Below are 20149 nucleotides of genomic sequence, written 5' to 3'. Positions count from 1 at the left end.
CAGTTGCACTTATGTTTCAGATTAACAATGTATTAGGGGGTAAAAAAAACGGGAAAGATCGATTGCCAAATCGTCTTTCCCGTTCAGTACTCAGAGCGGGAATCGAACCCGCACTCCGTTTACGGGAACAGGATTTTAAGTCCTGCGTGTCTACCAGTTCCACCATCTGAGCAGGTGTCTAAACCTTTAACAATAAATCCCTTCTTTTTGTGGGAAGGGATTTGAGCGAAAGACGAGATTCGAACTCGCGACCCCGACCTTGGCAAGGTCGTGCTCTACCAACTGAGCTACTTTCGCATGGTAAGAGTATCGTATTTTTCTACTCTTTTCCTTTCAACTCTCTAAGCTAAACCGCCTCTTCGTTGTTGGGAGTGCAAATATAGGCAGAATTGAATATCCTGCAAGGAAAATTTTCACTTTTTTTATAAAAATTTATAACTCGCTGGTTTTCAAAATATCATTTATGATATCAATTTCATATCCGCGGCTAAAAGCATACTGTTGCAGCTTATACCTGCGTTTATAAGGGTCTTTCTCGGTGAGGGAGGTCGCTTTTTTACTCAATAACCTGTTCAATGTATCCAGGTATTCGTCGCCATCAATGGTTTGCAGCGCCTTTTTTATAAGCCCATCGGGTACTTTTTTTAGTTTAAGGCCCTGTTTTATTTTTATTTTCCCCCAACTTTTTTGCTTGAACTTGCCGGTTACATAGGCTTTGGTAAAGCGTTCTTCGCTTAAAAAGTTATTGCCAATAAGCTGGATGATGATATTTTCAACAGCGTCCGTCCACAGTCCCCATTCATAAAGTTTATTGCGTACCTCATGCTGCGATCGCTCCTGGTAGGCGCAAAAAGCTTCGGCTTTGGTCAAGGCTACTTTTTCGTCGGTAATTTTAGGGGGCTTGGGCTGATCCATTTAAAACCAAAATTCGATAAAAATTCTTCTATTGGCAGAAATATAATCAAATTAGTGCCATGCTTAACAGCCAATATACCATAACTAAAATAAAAGAGATCATAAATGCCAACGGGGCTATTGTAAGTGAAAATAGCATAAGTGTTTTACTTACGGATAGCCGCCGGATTAATAATGCAGCGGAAGCTTTGTTTTTTGCATTGAGCGGCAGGAGGAACGGCCACGAGTTTATTGCCGAGGCTTATGCAGCTGGTGTACGCAATTTTGTGGTAAAGCATGGCCCCGAAATAAAAATGCCCGGCGCTAATTTTTTAATTGTTGATGATGTACTAACTGCTTTACAAACATTAGCCGCTTATCATCGTAGTCAATTTAAACTAAAAGTGATTGGCATAACAGGCAGCAACGGTAAAACTATAGTAAAAGAGTGGCTTTACCAATTAATGGCGGCAGATCATAATATTGTGCGCAACCCTAAAAGCTATAACTCACAAATAGGGGTGCCGCTTTCGGTATGGCAAATAAGCGATAAGAATGAGCTGGGTATTTTTGAAGCCGGAATATCAACCATCGGCGAAATGCATCGCCTTGAGGCTATAATTAAGCCTGAGATAGGCATATTAACGCACATAGGTTCGGCACATGATGAGGGTTTTGAATCGCGCGATCAAAAGATAAAGGAAAAACTGGGCTTATTTAAGCATTGTAGGCTCGTTATCCATAACTATGATCAGCTGATCGATTACCAGAAAAGTATCAAAGCTGAATGTTTTACCTGGAGCCAGAAATTTAAGCAAGCCGACCTGTATGTTTTTAGTGAAGCGGTAATTAGCAGGAACTTTTATCTGCGCGCTAAATACAAGGGCCATGAGATTGAATGCCTGGTGCCATTTATGGATGAAGCCTCGGTTGAAAATGCGATTACCTGCTGGGCAACCATGCTGGCAATGGGGTATAGTCCAGTTGAGGCTGATAAGCGTATAGAGCGATTAGCACCCGTAAGCATGCGCCTGGAGCTTAAAAATGGCATTCATGATTGCTCTATTATTGATGATTCCTATAACTCGGATGTGCAATCATTAGAGATTGCGCTTAATTTTTTAGGGCAGCAAAATCAGCATCAAAAAAAGACTTTAATACTATCGGATATATTCCAGTCGGGCTTAGAGGAGGATGTATTGTATGCACAAGTGGCAAATCTTATCAGTGCTAAAAAGATAGATAAATTTGTAGGAGTGGGGGGCGCGCTGTTTAATCATCAGGAGAATTTTGATGTGCCAGAGAAACACTTTTTCCATGATACGGCAGCTTTGCTAAAAGATCTGGGCAAACTCAATTTCAGGAATGAAGATATCCTGATAAAAGGTTCGCGTAGCTTTGAGTTTGAACGGGTGAGCCGTGCATTAGTGCAAAAAGGGCATGAAACAGTGCTTGAAATTAACCTGAATACGCTGCTTAACAATCTTAACTTTTATAAATCAAAGCTAAAGCCGGGGGTTAAAGTTATGGCAATGGTTAAGGCCTTTTCGTATGGCAGCGGCACTTTCGAGGTGGCCAATATGTTGCAATACAATAAGGTTGATTACCTGGCAGTAGCTTATATTGATGAGGGTGTTACGCTCAGGCAAACAGGTATTACCTTGCCTATTGTGATAATGAATCCGGAAGTATCGGCATTTGATAAGCTGGATGAATATAAACTGGAGCCTGTGATATACAGTTTTGGCCTGTTTGATGATTTTATTAAATATGCACAATCTGCAGGGCTGGTAAATTATCCTGTTCACCTAAAGATAGATACTGGTATGCACAGGCTCGGTTTTGAGGATTTTGAGATTGAAGCCTTATGCGATCTTTTGGAAGAAAATATTTATGTGCAGGTAAAATCAATATTTTCGCACCTGGCAGCCAGTGAAGCTCCGAAACACGATGCATTTACATTAAAACAGATAGCAAAATTTGAGAAAGCCTATAAGCAGGTAGAGAAAGCACTTGGTTATAAGCTCATTAAGCATTTAAGTAATACATCTGGCATAACGCGTTGGCCAGCAGCCCAGTATGATATGGTGAGACTGGGGATTGGCCTATATGGGATCGACTCAGCTGTGCCTGCTTCTGAAAATGCTTTGCAGCCGATAGCCGGTTTAAAAACAAGTGTATCGCAGGTTAAAAAGGTGCCTGCCGGCGAGACTATTGGCTATGGCCGCAATGGTCGCCTGGCCAAGAATGGCAAAATAGCCACCATTCGTATAGGTTATGCCGATGGCTATTTGCGCGCGTTTGGTAATGGCGTTGGCAAAATGATGATAAGGGGGGTACGGGTGCCAACAGTAGGCAATATATCAATGGATATGTGTATGCTTGATGTTAGCACCGTGCCGGATATACGCGAAGGGGATGAGGTAACTGTTTTTAATGAAGAGCTTAGGATTGAAGAACTTGCCGCCCAAATTGGCACTATTCCGTATGAAATATTAACTAATGTTTCGCAACGCGTAAAAAGAGTGTACTTTTATGAGTAGAATTTTATGAGAAGAGTTGCTAAAGCATTGCTTAATTATTTTGTTAAAGGTCTGCTGATTGTAGTACCCCTGGGGGTAGCTATTTTTCTGATTTACTGGGCAGTAGCGAAAATTGATAACTCCCTGAACCTAAGTAGTAATTTTATTGAAGACAGTAAAGGCAAGCCTATTTATATTCCGGGACTGGGTATTGTAAACGTAATACTCATCATTCTTATAGCCGGGGTTTTAGTTACAAATGTTATAACCGAACCTATAAAGCAGTGGTTTAACCGTTGGCTCAACCGCCTGCCTTTGTTCAAGTTTCTATACTCATCGATAAAGGACCTGACAGAAGCATTTGTTGGCGAGGAAAAGAAATTTAACGAGCCTGTTTTGGTTGACGTAAATGAATTTGGCTTGAAAAAGATTGGTTTTCTGGTTAAAAAAGACATGGCCACATTAGATTTACCCGGCGAGGTTGCTGTTTACTTTCCTTATTCCTATTCATTTGCAGGTCAGGTAGTTATCATATCTGCAGATAAAGTGCATCCCATAGATAAAAGCGCTGCAGAAGTGATGAAGTTTGTGATATCGGGCGGCGTAAGCGGGTTGGATTAACGGTGCCTTTTATAAAAGAATTGACATTTCTTTAGCCTTTTTTACCGATCCTGTACGGCAATCGGTATGCAGCTTTTTGGATACACGGGTTAGATGTCTTTTAACAGTACTTTCCGCAATAAATAGCTTGCCTGCAATTTGCTCATTGCTGAGGCCTTCATCAATCAGCAATAATATCTCGCCTTCGCGATCGCTGATACCAGCTTTGGCCATTTGATCATGGTTTATTAATGATGGCCTTTGCTGAACTATGGATGAATGTTTTTTTATTACACTTTTGATGATGATGACACCTGTTGTTATAAATGCCAGGCTAAAAACAACTATCCATATATCATCAATAGAAGCGCTATAAAATTGATCAACCCGGGCAAGTAAAAGCAATACCAGGATAGCAATAATCAGCAACTCGAAACTAATGATCAGTTGTTTCATTAATCAAACTTATGAAATTAAGTTGTTAAAGTAATATCTTTTTTAAAGCTTCTAACAACCAGTAACACACTAATTAATATTAATAATGCTCCAAGTATATAAGGCGAGCCGGGGAAATAAACTGATGAATCTTTATGCGTAAAAAATTTAAAACTGTAACCCATAATCAGTGGCCCAACTACCAGGCTTATACTCGAAAGTAATGTTAATCCGCCTTGTAATTCACCTTGCTCACTTGCCCCAAATTTACTGGTTATAAATCCCTGCAATGCCGGGCCGGATATGCCGCCAAAGCAATAAGGAACCATGAAAATATAAACCTGCCAGCCCTGGCCCGCAAATGCAATTAATGTTAATCCTACGCCGTAGGAAATTAAGCCCAATATGATATTCTTCTTTAATCCCCATTTGGGTATAAGGTAACGGATGAGCCAGCCCTGGATACATATCAGCAGAAAACCAATAAAAAGGCCAAGACACCCAACACTTCTCATTGTCCATTGAAACTTTTCATACACATAAAAAGGCATTTGGTATTCAACTGCTTTTTGTGCTATATAAACCAATGTAAAGGCAATTGCCAAACCGGTTAATGCGGAATATTTGCTAAGCTGCATAAATGAGCCTATCGGATTAGCGCGTTTCCACTCAAATTTGCGACGGTGTTCTTTGTCCAGCGATTCAGGCAAAACGAAATAGCCATAAAAGGCATTAAAGAGGGCAGCACCTGCTGCCACCATAAAAGGGAATTTAATATTGATATCGCCCAGGAATGCCCCGCCAGAAACACCTATGATAAAGCCCAGGCCCGATGCTGCACCAACAATGCCAAAGTTAGCCGCTCTTTTATCGCCGGTGCTTATATCGGCTATATATGCAGTTGCCGTGGACATGGTTGCACCGGTTATGCCGGCAATTGTTCGCCCTACGAATAGCCAGAATACAGTAGGTGCAAAGGCCATGAATGTATAATCAACACAAAAGCCTAATAAGGATATGAGCAGAATGGGTCGCCTGCCGAAACGATCACTAAGATTACCCATTACAGGCGAGAAGAGGATCTGCATGGTGGCATAGGTAAAGGTTAGCCAGCCATTAAGCTCAGAAGCTACCGAATAATCCACATTTCCCAATTGCTTCAATAAGTTAGGTATCACCGGGATGATGATAGCCAAACCCATCACATCAATAAATATGGTGACAAATATAAAACGTAAAGCGGCTGAGGTTTTAACTTTTGGTTCCTGATCCATTCGAGAGAAAATAATAATTGACAGGGAATTGTTTTAAATGGAGGTGGTTTAATTTCTTTTAAAGCTTCGTACAGCTAATATAGCACTCAAAAGCATCAATACAGCGCCTATTATAAATGGCGCCCCCGGGAACTGGAAATAGGGGTTAGGCTGCGTAAAATAACGGAATGATCCCAGCATAACGATGGGGCCAAAAATTGAGCTTAAACTCATGAGGCTGGTTAAACCACCTTGCAGCTCACCTTGTTCATTAGCGGGTACGTTGGTACTCATATAACCCTGCAAAGCCGGGCCTGCAATACCACCAAGGCAATAAGGAACCAAAAAGGCAAACATCATCCAGCCTTTACTCGCAAATGCAAATAAAGCCAGTCCGGTTGCGTATAAGAGCAATCCTATCCAGATACTTTTTTCCTGCCCAATTTTTGGTATGATGATCCTTATCAGTCCGCCTTGTACCAGTGCAACAAATAAACCTACCGCGCCGAGTGAGTAGCCCACCATGGCCTCGTTCCAGCTGAACTTATCCATCGTATAAAAAGTCCATGCGCATTGTACCGCCTGTGCGGCAAAATACACCAGGAACAAGGATACAGCCAGCCCAATAACTGCTTTGTATTTGCTTAATTTTATTAATGTACTTACAGGATTAGCCTTTTTTATTTCGAAAGGGCGCCTGTGTGCAAGATCCAAAGATTCCGGAAGAATGAAATAACCGTATGTCGCGTTTAACAACGCCAATAAAGCAGCGGCAATAAACGGGTAATGAACATCATATTTGCCCAATATCCCACCAATCACCGGGCCTATTATAAAACCCAGGCCAAATGCTACGCCAACCATCCCAAAATTTGCTGCGCGGTTTTCAGGGGTGCTGATATCAGCAATATAGGCTGAGCCTGTTGTAAAGCTGGCACCGGTTATTCCCGCCACAATACGGCCCACAAATAACCAGGCTATTGTTGGTGCAAAGGCCGAGAACATATAATCCACACTGAAGCCCAGTAATGAAAAAAGCAGCACGGGCCTGCGGCCAAACCTGTCGCTAAGGTTACCTATCAGCGGCGAAAATAAAAACTGCATCCCGGCATAAGCAGCGGTAAGAATTAGGGCATAGCCCGATGCCTCACTCAAATTGCCGTGAATTAAGTGCTCAATTAGTTTGGGGATAACAGGTATAATAATACCCAAACCCATTACATCAATTAAAAGTGTTGCAAAAATAAATCCTAAAGCAGCCTTACGCTTTTCAGGTACAGGTTTATTCATGCCCGCAAAATAGCAAATAAGTTAAATATTGATTATTAAATTTTTGTTAGGAGGGATTTTCTAACCCTTTTTGTCATTTCGAACGAGGAACGAAGAGAAATCTTCTGCACCAAGCAAAGCGAACGATACAGATCGAAGAAAATTTTTCGCTCACACAGCCCCAGGCACCAACCTGCTCAAGAGATAGTTTCTCCCTCAGGTCGAAATGACAAGGGGACTATTACGGCTCTATCCATAAAACCGAGTTCCCGGTACCATACTGGTTTTGTTCCCACAGTTTGTTGCCGGGGTCGATTATCCAATTTCCATCAACTATAAATTTGTATAGGTATTTACCTGGTTTCAGGCGCATGCTTATACTCCATTCATCACCATTATGAGCTAAAGTATAACTGCCCTGGTTCCAATCATTAAAACTTCCCGACAGGTGGATAACCTTTGCATTATCATACCCTTTTAATTTAAAAGTATGGGTAGGGCCTACCGCTAAAAAGCAATTGGTTTCCCCATTTATCACGGTATGGTTTTGGTTCAGAGGATCTAATATCCATTGGCCATCCACAACAAACTTATAATTGTAATTACCTGCTGAAAGTTTAACAGTGGCTACCCACGCATCACCCGATTTACTGAGGCGAATCTTGTTGGGTTTCCAATTGGTGAAATCACCGGCTACAAATACATTTTTTGCATTTGCGTAGCCATTGAGTTTAAAATTAACCGTTTCGCCAATATTTAGAACAGAACTGATGTTGCCATCCTCATCAACATGCTTATCTGGGTTGGCGGGGTCGGTCATCCATTTACCATCAACTTTAAAACGATATTCATGGGTGCCTTCGCACAAATACATAGGGATTTCCCATTCACCTTCATTTTTTTCGAGCTGCAGTTCAGTAGTATTCCAGTTATTAAAACTGCCCGCTAAAGTAACAGTATGCGCACTTAGAAAGCTTTTCAGTTTAAAGGTATAATTGCACTTGTAATAAACCGAGTTGGTGTTTCCCGCTCCGTCATTCATCTGCAAAACGTTATAAGGGTCAACCATCCAGCGACTATCAACTATATATTTATATTCATAACCACCGGGTTTTAGTTTTAGGTCGATGATCCAACCTTGTGGGGTTTTTGTCATTAAGCCTTTCAAGGTACTCCAATCATTAAAGCTACCGGATAAGAATACCCGTTTTGCATCCTGATGCCCCGGTAAAAAGAACCTGGTTAAACCTGGTGACACTTCAGTAACTGTAGCAACTGCAAAATTATTTACGCCATATACCGCATCAAGGTATCCCGGCCTGGGTTGAGTTTTTATAACACTTGCGGTAATTATGTAAGGGTTTTCCTGCGGATTGCCTTTCATATCTGTAAGGGAGCGATTAAACTGCACCACGCTGTTCTGTTTTTTTGCCATTACCCAGCCATCTTTTATAATTGCCGAATAATCACCTGCTAAAAATGCGCGTTTATCAACTCCGGGAATGGCTGCTTTTTTAAAGATACTATCCAGTTCAGCAGGGGATGAGTGGAGATCGATGAGCAATATAAGCTTGCCTTTGCCGGCTATGAGATTGTTACGGGTTTGGGCAATAGCATTCACCATGCAGCTTAACAGCAACATCAAAGTGAATATATATGGCCAGCACCGTCTCATTTTATTGATTGTTGTAAATGTACATTTCAAATTCCTTTTTAACGAAATTGATACTGAAAACGCCCCTTGTAAAAAAATCATAGCCTAGTATCCCATCAATGGTATGGTCATAGGCTTTGCCCATTTTTTCAAGGTTGGTTATCAGTATCCGGTTATGCATAAAATCCTGGTCACCAATGGTTAGTTTGTCAAAGCGCGCATATAAAACCTCAAAACTTGAACCTCCCACACCAACCAGTTTCGACCTGTTTATGATCTGCATATTTTTTATGATCTTTTTTGATTTGCCGTAATCCAATAAGTTAGTTTCGGCGCCGCTGTCAAAAACAAACCACATGCTTTTATCATTAATACTGCCTTTTAAAAATATAATATCATCCAGAAATTTGAACGGGGTTTTTAAGGTAGGATTATGAAACACTACTTCTTCAGGGGGGATATTGCCATCATTGTCGAGTTTCTGAATATAAAGCAGGTTATTTTGCAGGTCGATGGTAACAGCAAGCCTGGAAAATAGGCGTGTACCTAATAAGCCCAGTATTTTAATCCCGCGGCCGTTTTCAATGCCTGACAGATCGGTAACATCAGCAGTAAGCCTGCTATAATGCAGGTCGAGTATGGAAAAATCATGCACTACTGTAGTAAAAGTATTATCAGCCTCGCCGTTTATACCCGCTGCATGCTGTTCATGTATTTGAGGTGCATCCCTAAAATAAGTAGCGTTTAAAACCAGGTAGGGGGCACCTGTATCAAATACAAAATTACCTTCGAGCGAGTCGACCTGGGCTTCCACTATGATTAAGTTCCCGGCTCTTTTAATAGGAACAATAAGGGTTTTAAAATCGCCATATGGTGCAGGATCTATATCAACCAGCACATGTTTGAAACTAATACCACCTATAACTTTACCCGCACATTTGCCCTTAAGTGCCAGTGAAAGCACCAATATGGTGAGCAGATAGGGTAAGAGTTTGCGCATTAGGTTGTGTATATGCTATATAAGACAAGATGAACGCAATATTAGTTACATTAAAAGTCATTATCCGGCACTTTATTTATGTAGTTGTAGGTAACTAGCTCATTAGCACTGGTAATATGTTTGGTAGCGCCATTATGTAGTAATATAATCCTGTCGCTTACATCCAGAATGTTATAATATTGATGATCGGTAAGTATAATGCCCTTAGTTTTGGCGCACCTGCGGATGGTAGCCTTAAAGCCATCTGCCTGTACCGGCGAAATATGGGTAAAAGGTTCATCCAGCAAAATAAAATCAGCTTTGTTATAAAGGATCATCAAGGTTTCCAGCTGCCTCAATTCACCGCCCGATAACTGATTTACTATTTTATGATGATGATCTTTGTATACCTGATAATCGGCAAACTCGTCCCAAAGCCTGTTATCGATCATTATTTTAGCCATTTGTTGAATTTTAATACCATTTGGCAAATAATTGTGCTGCGGCAGATAAGCTATTTTTTGCTGATGATAGCCCTTTTTGATAAACTGATCATTAATACTCACATGTTTATAAGCCGGATTGAGCGTGCCGAAAATTATGCGCAACAGGGATGATTTACCGGAACCGTTTCTGCCTAACAAGCCTACAACTTCGCCCTGTGTACAGGAAAGCCATACATCCTGCAATATTTTGCGGTTGTCGAACTCTAGCTGCACACTATCAACCTTAAGCGTGTGCAAATGCATAATGCAGGAGATAAAAGAATGAATATAATAGGGAATAGATTGCCAGATCGAGTATTGCTACATATGCGTAAAGTCGTTTCATACTATAACCCGCATTACGATAATAAAAATAGGTGTTGCTTTTACTGAAGTATTGATAGCCAAACAAAAATAAATAGCCGAATAGTTTAAAAAAAACGCCCTGGCCATAGTCGATCTCACTACTTTCATAAATGAGATATATACTGAATATCAAATTTATGACGAACAGAGGTCTGTAAAATTGTAAAACTATAGTTCGGGTATTTGACATTTATTAGTTGATGACCGGTTGAAAAAGATCAAAACTGTTTGTCATTTCCCGTTCACTAAATGCCTCGTTTTGCACAGTTTATCACAAAACGGATGGAAGAAATTAATATTGTAAGGGAAAATGTTAAATAAAAAAGCCTCTGGTGGAAACAGGAGGCGTAACAGTTCTGATTATGGATTTTATTATCCTCTTTACCGCTTGCGGTAGAGAGGATCGACCAGCGAAGCGTAGTCGAGGTGAGTCAACTCAGCGCGTTTGTTTGACCGGTGATTTTGACTCACCCGGTCTTCACTCAGTCGTTCGACCACCCTCTCTGCCGCAAGCGGCAAAGAGGGTAAGATCATTAACATTAAACTCAATACTTACTTCAATTCCCTGTTAGCGGCTTGCCTTTCAACCATCCACTGCGGATATTCTTTAACCAGCGCGCTTACTTCATCAATCTTTTTCAGGTCATCTACTGATAATACAATCTCGGTCGACTTAATATTATCATGTAATTGTTCAGCACTTTTTGCCCCGATAATGGTGCTGGTAATCCCGTTTTGCTGCCTTACCCATGCCAGCGCGATAGCTGCCGTTGAGGCATTGTGCTGCTTGCCGATCTCGCTGATCACATCAATAATATCGAACGTTTTATCTTTATTGATGGGAGGGAAGTCGAAAGTATCACGCCTGGCGCCTGCCTTTTCACCATCGCGGGTATATTTTCCCGACAGGAAACCACCGGCCAGCGGGCTCCATGGCATCATAGCCAAATTTTGATCGGCAGCCAATGGCAATATTTCGCGCTCAATGTCGCGGCCTGCTAAGGAGTAAAAATATTGCATACCCACAAACTTGTTCCAACCATGCAGCTGGCAAATGCCCTGGGCTTTCATCACCATCCATGCCGGCCAGTTACATACGGCTATGTATCGCGCTTTTCCGGCTAAAACAATATCATTTAAAGCACGCATAGTTTCTTCAATTGGTGTTCTGTAATCAACCCCATGAACATATAATATATCCACATGATCCATTTGCAGGCGTTGCAGACTTTCATCTATTGATCTAAAAATATGCAAGCGGGATAAGCCCACATTGTTTTTACCCTCGCCCATTACGCCACGTACTTTGGTAGCAATCACTAATTCATTGCGGTTTATACCAAGGTCTTTTAACGATTGCCCCAATAGTTTTTCTGATTGACCGAAAGAGTAAACGTTGGCTGTATCGATGAAATTGATGCCGGAGTCTACAACAACTTCCATCAGCTCATTTACCGCTTGTTGTTGTAGTTGACCGATGGCCTCCCAATAGCCTGTTCCGCCGAAAGTCATGGTGCCAAAACATATTTCGGATACCACCACACCGGTGTCCCCTAAAAAATTGTATTTCATAATGTGTAGTGATTGTATGTTGTAAAATTAACCACACGGATCGGCTTTTGTTTAATACAGATGGTCAGCAAAGGGTAAAATAGCTGATACAAACCGCAAGTCCAAGCGTCCACGCTTGGACTTAACTTCCATGTAAGCGTCCACGCTTACGTTTATCACGAGCGTGGATGCTCGGAATTTATAGTATTCAAGCGTGGACGCTTGAACGGGCGATGGCCGCTAGTAGCTGTAGGATTACACTATGTGTCGATTCAATAGGCCCCTGTTGCAAATATTAGAGCATGAAAAATTGGCGGAAGCCTGTTAGTGCCTATATTTACGACGTATTCATTATAATACCCATATGTCGATAAAAACTACGGTGATTACCGGGGCAACCTCCGGAATAGGGAAAGAAACTGCTTTAGCGCTGGCTAAAAAGGATCATACGCTATATCTGCTTGTACGCAATACAATTAAAGGCGATGAGCTTAAGCAGGAGATCATCACCAAAACAGGTAATAAGAATGTCCATATTGTAAAATGTGATCTTTCTGATCTGCAAAGTGTTCGTGAGGCGGCGGCAGAACTTAATAATGGTAAGCTGTTTGCCATAAACGTACTCATCAATAATGCCGGTGGTATGTTCGATAAAAAGGAATTGAGCAAAGACGGCTTTGAAATGACTTTTGTAACCAATCACCTCGGGCATTTTTTATTGACCACCAGTATTTTGCCTTTGCTTGAAAAAGGCCATGCCCGCATCATTAACCTAAGCTCCGAAGCGCATAAAATGGGAAAGGCTAATTTTGATGACCTGCAATGGGAGCAACGCCCATACTCAGCAATAAAGGCTTACGGGGCAGCAAAATTATTTAATCTGTATTTTACAAAAACATTGGCTGAGAAATATGCCGATAAAGGGATTTCGTCATTCGCGGTACATCCGGGTATTGTAAGAACAGGTTTCGGAACCGGGACAAGCGGACTTTCAAAGTTCTTACTGTGGATTGCCACACCCTTTATGATATCACCGGAAGAAGGCGCTAAAACAAGCGTTTTTTTAGCCACAGAGCCAGGTATGGAAGCTAAAAGCAGCCAGTATTTTGTTAAATGTAAAATGACTAAATCATCCGTATTAGCCTGGAGCGAGGCGAATAGGAATATGTTGTGGGATATTAGTAAAAAGCTGGTAGGGAAAAGCGCTGTTGCAGGTGAAGACACCAGAAAGAAGAGCTAAATAGTAAGCTTATTTAATCTTTTACATTTTATCCCGATGTTTGTGTCCTCACAAATATTTGCCAAAACAATGCGCATAACAATAATAGGCTCCGGTAATATAGCTACACATCTGGGCGCCGCGTTCAAAAATGCCGGCCACCGTATTGTACAGGTTTATAGCCGGAGTGCCCATAACTCGGCTTTACTGGCTTACCATATTGGCGCCGAGGCAATCAATAATATTGATAGTATAAACCCTGCGGTTGATATTTTTATCATAGCCGTAAGTGACGATGCCATACCGGGTATAGCCAGTGAACTGGCTAAGTATGATAAACTGATGGCGCATACTTCGGGTGTTACTAACCTGCAGGCTTTGTTAAATTATACTGATAAAGCAGGCGTGTTCTACCCCCTGCAAACTTTCAGCAAAACCCGTGAGATCGATTTTTTAACCGTGCCCTTATGTATTGAGGCTGCCGATGAAACTATCCATGCCACTTTAAAAGAGCTGGCGCAAAGCATCAGCAATAATGTTTATGATATTGATTCCGTGCAACGTAAAGTATTACATTTGGCCGCTGTATTTGCCTGTAATTTTCCTAATTATCTATATGGTGTGGCACAAGATCTGTTAAAGCAAAATAATATACAGTTTGATCTGCTTCGCCCTTTAATATTAGAGACTGCGCAAAAAGTGCAGGAACATTTTCCGGCTGATGTGCAAACCGGACCGGCTATCCGCGAGGATTTTAAGACCATGGATACACACCTTGAAATGTTGGCAGGCGAACCCGGTTTGGAGCAGGTTTATAAGATATTAAGTCAGGGTATTATCAAAAAGGGTAAATCAAAATACGGGGCGTAAGTTATTTTGTTACTTTTGCCCAAATGAATATTTTTAAAGTTAAAATAAACTTTGAGGAACAGGGGCACGAATCTGTTGAGTTGCCTATTGCCGAAGGTGAATCTGTTTTAGATGTATGCCTGGAGAATGGCATTGAACTACAGCACAATTGCGGTGGTGTATGCGGTTGCAGCACCTGCCACATATATGTAAACAAGGGTATGGATAACGTGCAGGAAATATCCGATAAGGAAGAAGATTTTATTGACCGTGCAGTAAATCCGCGCATTAATTCACGTTTGGGATGTCAGGCTGTGATGATTGATGGCGATATTGAGGTAACTTTGCCCGATCAATCGGACTTCATGGGGCATTAATACAGGGTATCGATATATTATAAATTTTACTATAACAAATAAAATGGCAGACCATAAATTCACCTTACCTATTCACTGGAATGATCATGAGGACATTGCCATTGAACTTTACGAAAAGTTTGGTGATGATTTTGACGAATCAAAAATATACCGCATCCGTTTCACCGATCTTTTGGAGTGGATACTAACCTTACCAAACTTCGCCGGTACACGTGAGCAATCAACTGAAGGCCACCTGGAGCAGATCCAATCAGCCTGGGTATATGAATGGCGCGATAACCAATAGTTTCAGTTGGCAGTAGCCGGTTTGCAGTTTGCAATCGGTGAAATCATAACATAATCAGTGTAATCACAACGATGGAATCATTCCTGAATAAACTTAAAGATATAACCACTTTTATTTTTGATGTGGATGGCGTACTTACCGATGGTTCTGTATTTGTAGCAGAGAACGGTGAGCAAAGCCGTGCCTTCAATATTAAGGATGGTTACGCGATACAACTGGCCGTAAAATGCGGTTACCAGGTTTGTGTCATTTCGGGCAGCCGCTCAAAAAGTGCGGTTTACCGTTTAAACAGCCTGGGGGTAACTGATGTTTATATGGGTACCCACACCAAAACTGAGCGTTTAAAAGTTTACCTGGAAGAAAAAGCCACCCATGCCTCTAATGTTTTATACATGGGCGATGATATACCCGATCTGGGTGCAATGCACCTGGCGGGTTTACCTACTTGTCCTGCTGATGCTGTGGAAGAAATAAAAGCCGCAAGTCAGTATGTATCGCCTTATGCCGGAGGCAAGGGCTGCGCCCGCGACGTGATTGAAAAAGTGTTGAAGATACAGGGTAAGTGGATGAGCGAACAGGCCTATAGCTGGTAGGTTTTAAAGTCAAAAGTTTAAAGTCAAAAGGTCTCTTCAGATGAATAACCCATTACCAAAAATCATTCTTGCATCAAAATCACCCAGGAGGCAAGAATTGCTGAGGTTGATGGATATTGATTTTAGGATAGTTTTGAAAGAGGTTGATGAATCATATCCTGATCATTTATCACCTGAAGAGGTTGCACTCTATATTGCCACAAAAAAAGCAGAGGCTTTTGATGAAACCATAGGGGATGAGGTAGTGCTTACAGCCGATACCATCGTGTGTATTGATGGCCTAATACTTGGTAAGCCCGAAACCCCTGAACATGCCGTAGAGATGCTTAAAATGCTTTCAGGTAGGGTGCATAAAGTTATAACCGGTGTTTGCTTATTGCATAAACACAAATACAACAAGTTTTTTGATGTATCCGAAGTATTCTTCCGCAAGCTTACGGATGAGGAGATCACCAGTTATGTTGAAAAATACCAGCCCCTTGACAAAGCCGGCTCATACGGCATCCAGGAAAGGATAGGTCTGATTGGTATTGAACGCATCAACGGTTCTTATACCAACGTGGTAGGTCTGCCTACTGAAAAACTGTATCAGCAGTTAAAGAATCTTTAAAAACCTCATTGTCATTTCGAGCGATAGCGAGAAATCTTCTTCGACTTGCATTGGCGCCATATATTTTGCAGAAGATTTCTCTCTATCGTTCGAAATGACAAGGATAAAAAAAGAGACACAATATTTTGTGTCTCTACGATGATCTTTTAAATGTAGAGACGCAATATTTTGCGTCTCCTGAATTATTCTTTAAGTTGTATAACCCAGTATCTTCAATACCTGTTTACTGTTTTGTTCCTCACCAAATACCTCGAAATTGAATGTTTCATCGCGGTTGCGCCTGATGATCACATGCTTTGGCGATGGCAGCAGGCAATGGTGTATGCCACCATAACCGCTTAATACTTCCTGGTAGGCACCTGTATTAAAGAAGCCCAAATATTGCACCTTACGGGTTTTAGGCATAAACACACTGTTCATGTGGGCCTCCTGGTTGTAATAATCCTGACCGTCGCAGGTAATACCACCTAAGTTCACACGCTCATATTCGCTGTCCCAGTTGTTTATTGGTAACAAAATATATTTTTGGTTCAATGCCCAAACATCCGGTAGGTTGGTGATGAATGAACCATCCAGCATAAGCCATTTTTCACGGTCGTTCTGCTGTTTACGGCCTAATACTTTGTATAGGATACCTGAAGCCTCCGCAACGGTATATTTACCAAATTCAGTAATAATATCCGGTTCAACGGTATCATTTTCGGCGCAGATCTCTTTTATTCGGCTCACTATCTCATTGATCATGTATTCATAATCAAAGTCAAATACCAATGAATCCTTGAATGGTAAACCGCCACCGATATCAATCGTATCTAATGCAGGGTTTATCTTTTTAAACTTGCAATATAGGGTTACATATTTTTCAAGCTCATTCCAGTAATAGGGTGTATCTGATATACCTGAATTGATAAAGAAATGCAGTAATTTAACCTGGAAGTTAGGATTGTTCTCTATCTTGTTATAATAAAAATCGATGATATCTTCCAGCCTTACACCAAGGCGTGAGGTATAGAACTGAGAATCCGGCTGCTCTTCTGCGGCTATACGTATGCCAAGATTACATGGGGTATCCATCTCGATCTCGTCATCATACAGGTTAAACTCCTCTTTATTGTCCAGTACCGGGATGATGTTTTTAAAACCATCATGCAGCATATCAATGATATATTGTTTGTACTGAAAAGTTTTAAAGCCATTACATATTACGGTAACATCTTTATTTAGCGAGCCTTTTTTCTCAAGGGCATCAATCATTGGCATATCAAATGCCGAAGATGTTTCAAGGTGGATCTCGTTTTTAAGCGCCTCTTCAACAATATGCTTAAAATGCGAGCTTTTTGTACAATAGCAATATTTATAACTGCCGCGATAATTGTTTTTAATAATCGCCTGCTGAAACAACAGTTTTGCCTGTTGTATCTTTTTCGAGATGATTGGAATATAAGTGAAGCGCAAGGGAGTACCATACGTTTCGATCATTTCCATCAAATTAAGATCATGAAAATATAATTCATCATCTATTATCTCAAAACCTTCCTGTGGGAAACCTACACTTAGGTCAAGAAATTCCTGGTAACTCTGCATCTATTAAAATTTTGGCAAAAATGTAAAATTTAAACGGAAATTATGATGATTTTTTTATCGATGTAATGTAATTATTTTAGGAGCAAATATTTCACGGTTAATAGTCCATAGCTTTGGGTTGTAAATTATGATTCAAACGGTAAATGTACCTCGGCTATCATACATCTTGCACTACCTCCGCCGTTAGTTTCAATAGTGTTTATATTGCTGTAAATCAGTTCTCCATACTTTTTAAGCGTTGTTTTTTGAGCCCCCGTGAGCGACTTAAAAGCGCTTTGTGACATTACGATCAGCGCCTCTCCATTTTTATTCTGTACCTCCAGCATATTACCGGCAAATTGATTCATTTGCTCAAATGATATTTCAATAATTTCCTTCCTGGTCGTTTGCAGTGATTCAATAACTATTGTACGCTCGTTCGGGTTAGGAATGCTATCCAAACAAATAACCGCGAACTTGCTGCCAACGCACATTAAAACGTTGGTATGATAAATAGCTTTACCATGTTCATCAATTGCATCAAAGCAAATAGCTTTATAGCCGGTTTGCTCGCAAAAAACTGCTAACACATCTTTATCAGTACGTGGTGAAATACAAGCATAAGCAATTTTACCTATCCGGTCCAAAACCATACTGCCCGTACCTTCTAAAAACTTATGATCCTGCTCAAATCTGCTCAGGTCAACAATGTGGTGCACTTTAAAACAATCTTCTAATTGATTGATAATATCTTCCCGGCGTTCCAACCGGCGGTTGTTGGCCTGCATGGGGTACAGAAAAATATTTCCATCACTATGAAAAGATACCCAGTTATTAGGAAATATAGAATCAGGGGTATGGGGTTCGGGGGTATCGTCAATAACGGTAACATCTACACCGTTATTCCTAAGTACGGTAACCAGGTTATTAAACTCAATTAAAGCTTTTTCCTGCACTTCATTTTTACCGCCCTGCTTTACTTGAAAAGCATTGCTCACGGCAGTTTGCTCATTAAACCCGAAGCTAACCGGGCGTATCATTAGTAGGTGTGATGTAGATTGCTGCGTGGTCATTGGTCAGTTGTCATTAGTCATTTGTATCATTAGGCCATTTTTCATCAATCAAACAATGACTAATGACTCAATGACCAATGACTTTTTTATAAAACTTTATCCCTAAAAAGTGGCATACTCATACAATGAAAACCACCCCTCGCTCTTGATAATTCTGCCGATGGCATCAAAATCAAGGTATCCTTCATTGTTTGCGGATTCAGCTCGTTATTTTCAAACTTCTCCAACAGTTCAGCTACTTTAACCACTTTAAAGCCATTTTGTTTAAATGCCTCAACGGTTTTATCATTGCGGTCGTAACCCAGCACTACGCCTTCTTTTACAGCCAGCAGGTTGCAGGAGTCAGTCCATTGCTCCCGGGCATCATAAGGGAAGGTATTATTACCTGAATAAATGAATTGAGTTTTCTCTTTGCTTTCCAGATCATGCTCGCTGATGTTTGATAGCAGGGCTTCCAAGCACTCAAACATCTTTGGCTTTTTGCCTTTTCTAAATTGGATGATCTCTACCTTATCCTTTGACTTTTTATCGGCAAACCAGGCAATCGGTTCTTTATCTTCAATCGGGCTTTCAGCAATAGTCAGCGAGCCAAGCAATACCCACATATTTCGTTTGACTTGGGTAAACACGGTATCAATATGCATGTAGTCGCGCTTGTGCGGTATTTTTACTATGGTTACTTTTTTAACTACATCATTATCAAACAATAGCTTAATAGCTTCATTTGCACCACTTGTTGAGGTTCGTTCACTGCAGCCGATTATCAAATGCTGCGGACTAACCATCATCACATCACCGCCTTCAAGGGTGGTTTTATCGGTATTATCTTCACCGGGGCGCAAAAAATGCTGCATGCTTTCGGGGATCTCTAAAATGTTCTCGCGATAATTTGCAAACAATGGATGGTTGAAAAATATGTACCTGGCCAACAGAGTTTCGCGCGCTCTTGCCTTTTTTGCAGGTTTATTAAGCAGCATAAAATTATTTATGGCGATGCCGATATCCCTTGAAAATATCAGGTTAGGGATAGGTGCAAAGATCATCTCATCGGTAGTTAATGAGCCTGATATAAATATTTTGGCCAGCTCAACCGGTTTGGTATCTATTAGTTTTTGTTGCAGGCGATAGTTGCAGCTTTCGATAGCGCAAACAGAGGCTACCAGTTTCTCGCGTATGTTTTTTTCTTCCAGTATATCAGCCAGCAAGGTTTGTATCTCAATTACTTTATCTGAGGCGTGGAAGTTCTTATTATCAGGTTTAAAGAATGAACGCTTATCGGCAGCGCTATCAATTTGCTTGAGTTTTCCCTTTATCTTATCCGGATCGAGGAAATACATCAGCAACTTTATGTAGTAGTCATATTCATTTTTACGAACAGTATCCAAATGTACTATATCTTCAAAAAGCCAGTCCTGGGCCTTTGAGGGTACCACTTTGCCCAGTCCGCTATCCGGACTATGGATCAATAAACTGCGAAGATTGCCAATTTCGGAAGTTACATCAATTTTAAAACTATCGTTTTTGAGTATCATAAAATGAATAAGAGGAAATACAAATCTATATTTTTTAGT

The 20149-nt window shown here is 40.9% G+C and carries 19 protein-coding genes and 2 tRNA genes; 8 read left to right on the top strand and 13 right to left on the bottom strand.

Annotated features, from left to right (window positions below):
* Positions 1-87: 87 nt before the first annotated feature.
* The 3 genes from BLU33_RS11570 to BLU33_RS11560 form a co-directional block, all read right to left on the bottom strand.
* Positions 88-172, bottom strand: a tRNA-Leu gene (locus tag BLU33_RS11570).
* Positions 173-224: 52 nt separating this feature from the next.
* Positions 225-297 (bottom strand) — tRNA-Gly (locus BLU33_RS11565).
* A gap of 135 nt (positions 298-432) precedes the next feature.
* Positions 433-915, bottom strand: a complete 483-nt coding sequence (locus tag BLU33_RS11560) for a regulatory protein RecX (RefSeq protein WP_091372661.1) — start codon at positions 913-915, stop codon at positions 433-435.
* Between the two features lie 59 nt (positions 916-974).
* Here BLU33_RS11560 and BLU33_RS11555 point away from each other — a divergent pair, with 59 nt between their 5' ends.
* Positions 975-3437 carry a bifunctional UDP-N-acetylmuramoyl-tripeptide:D-alanyl-D-alanine ligase/alanine racemase gene (locus BLU33_RS11555; protein ID WP_091372658.1) on the top strand — a complete coding sequence of 821 codons (2463 nt, stop codon included), beginning with the start codon at positions 975-977 and terminating at the stop codon, positions 3435-3437.
* A gap of 6 nt (positions 3438-3443) precedes the next feature.
* Complete coding sequence (locus BLU33_RS11550; protein WP_091372654.1) at positions 3444-4037, top strand: DUF502 domain-containing protein; 594 nt, start codon at positions 3444-3446, stop codon at positions 4035-4037.
* A 9-nt stretch (positions 4038-4046) separates the two neighbouring features.
* Here the strand turns inward: BLU33_RS11550 and BLU33_RS11545 are convergent, their stop codons facing one another.
* From BLU33_RS11545 to BLU33_RS11515, 7 genes are all read right to left on the bottom strand, one after another.
* Positions 4047-4472, bottom strand: a complete 426-nt coding sequence (locus tag BLU33_RS11545; protein ID WP_091372651.1) for a helix-turn-helix domain-containing protein — start codon at positions 4470-4472, stop codon at positions 4047-4049.
* A gap of 17 nt (positions 4473-4489) precedes the next feature.
* Positions 4490-5725, bottom strand: coding sequence for a TCR/Tet family MFS transporter (locus tag BLU33_RS11540; protein ID WP_091372648.1), 1236 nt, complete (start codon positions 5723-5725; stop codon positions 4490-4492).
* Positions 5726-5773: 48 nt separating this feature from the next.
* Positions 5774-6994 (bottom strand): TCR/Tet family MFS transporter, encoded by a 1221-nt coding sequence (locus tag BLU33_RS11535; protein WP_091372645.1) that lies wholly within the window; start codon positions 6992-6994, stop codon positions 5774-5776.
* A gap of 220 nt (positions 6995-7214) precedes the next feature.
* Complete coding sequence (locus BLU33_RS11530; RefSeq protein ID WP_172829243.1) at positions 7215-8648, bottom strand: hypothetical protein; 1434 nt, start codon at positions 8646-8648, stop codon at positions 7215-7217.
* Position 8649: 1 nt separating this feature from the next.
* Positions 8650-9627, bottom strand: coding sequence for a pepsin/retropepsin-like aspartic protease family protein (locus tag BLU33_RS11525; RefSeq protein WP_091372640.1), 978 nt, complete (start codon positions 9625-9627; stop codon positions 8650-8652).
* A gap of 50 nt (positions 9628-9677) precedes the next feature.
* On the bottom strand, positions 9678-10355 hold the full coding sequence (locus BLU33_RS11520) for an ATP-binding cassette domain-containing protein (protein WP_091372637.1): 678 nt from the start codon (positions 10353-10355) through the stop codon (positions 9678-9680).
* A gap of 654 nt (positions 10356-11009) precedes the next feature.
* Positions 11010-12029, bottom strand: a complete 1020-nt coding sequence (locus BLU33_RS11515) for an aldo/keto reductase (RefSeq protein WP_091372635.1) — start codon at positions 12027-12029, stop codon at positions 11010-11012.
* A gap of 343 nt (positions 12030-12372) precedes the next feature.
* Between BLU33_RS11515 and BLU33_RS11510 the strand changes: the two genes are divergently transcribed.
* The 6 genes from BLU33_RS11510 (at position 12373) to BLU33_RS11485 (ending at position 15942) form a co-directional block, all read left to right on the top strand.
* A complete protein-coding gene (locus BLU33_RS11510; protein ID WP_091372632.1) occupies positions 12373-13248 on the top strand; it encodes an SDR family oxidoreductase in 876 nt (291 codons plus the stop codon).
* A gap of 69 nt (positions 13249-13317) precedes the next feature.
* Positions 13318-14097, top strand: a complete 780-nt coding sequence (locus tag BLU33_RS11505) for a Rossmann-like and DUF2520 domain-containing protein (RefSeq protein WP_091380437.1) — start codon at positions 13318-13320, stop codon at positions 14095-14097.
* Between the two features lie 23 nt (positions 14098-14120).
* A complete protein-coding gene (locus tag BLU33_RS11500; protein WP_091372630.1) occupies positions 14121-14453 on the top strand; it encodes a 2Fe-2S iron-sulfur cluster-binding protein in 333 nt (110 codons plus the stop codon).
* A 43-nt stretch (positions 14454-14496) separates the two neighbouring features.
* A complete protein-coding gene (gene iscX, locus BLU33_RS11495; protein WP_091372627.1) occupies positions 14497-14739 on the top strand; it encodes a Fe-S cluster assembly protein IscX in 243 nt (80 codons plus the stop codon).
* Positions 14740-14810: 71 nt separating this feature from the next.
* Positions 14811-15332: a KdsC family phosphatase gene (locus tag BLU33_RS11490; protein WP_091372625.1), complete on the top strand. Its 522-nt coding sequence runs from the start codon at positions 14811-14813 to the stop codon at positions 15330-15332.
* 109 nt (positions 15333-15441) lie between these two features.
* Positions 15442-15942 (top strand): Maf family nucleotide pyrophosphatase, encoded by a 501-nt coding sequence (locus BLU33_RS11485; RefSeq protein WP_232009438.1) that lies wholly within the window; start codon positions 15442-15444, stop codon positions 15940-15942.
* A gap of 189 nt (positions 15943-16131) precedes the next feature.
* On the opposite strand, the gene BLU33_RS11480 is transcribed toward BLU33_RS11485, so the two are convergent.
* The 3 genes from BLU33_RS11480 to BLU33_RS11470 all read right to left on the bottom strand — a co-directional run bounded on the left by BLU33_RS11480 (position 16132) and on the right by BLU33_RS11470 (position 20110).
* Entirely contained in the window at positions 16132-17526 is a 1395-nt protein-coding gene (locus BLU33_RS11480) for an arginine decarboxylase (protein ID WP_091372620.1), read from the bottom strand.
* Between the two features lie 125 nt (positions 17527-17651).
* Positions 17652-18578, bottom strand: coding sequence for a citrulline utilization hydrolase CtlX (ctlX, locus tag BLU33_RS11475; protein ID WP_232009437.1), 927 nt, complete (start codon positions 18576-18578; stop codon positions 17652-17654).
* 86 nt (positions 18579-18664) lie between these two features.
* Complete coding sequence (locus BLU33_RS11470; protein ID WP_091372615.1) at positions 18665-20110, bottom strand: arginine deiminase family protein; 1446 nt, start codon at positions 20108-20110, stop codon at positions 18665-18667.
* Between the last annotated feature and the right edge of the window lie 39 nt (positions 20111-20149).

Source organism: Mucilaginibacter mallensis (assembly GCF_900105165.1).
GTDB lineage: Bacteria > Bacteroidota > Bacteroidia > Sphingobacteriales > Sphingobacteriaceae > Mucilaginibacter > Mucilaginibacter mallensis.
The sequence above is the reverse complement of the archived record's forward strand: the minus strand, read 5'-3'. Positions and strand labels throughout refer to the sequence as shown.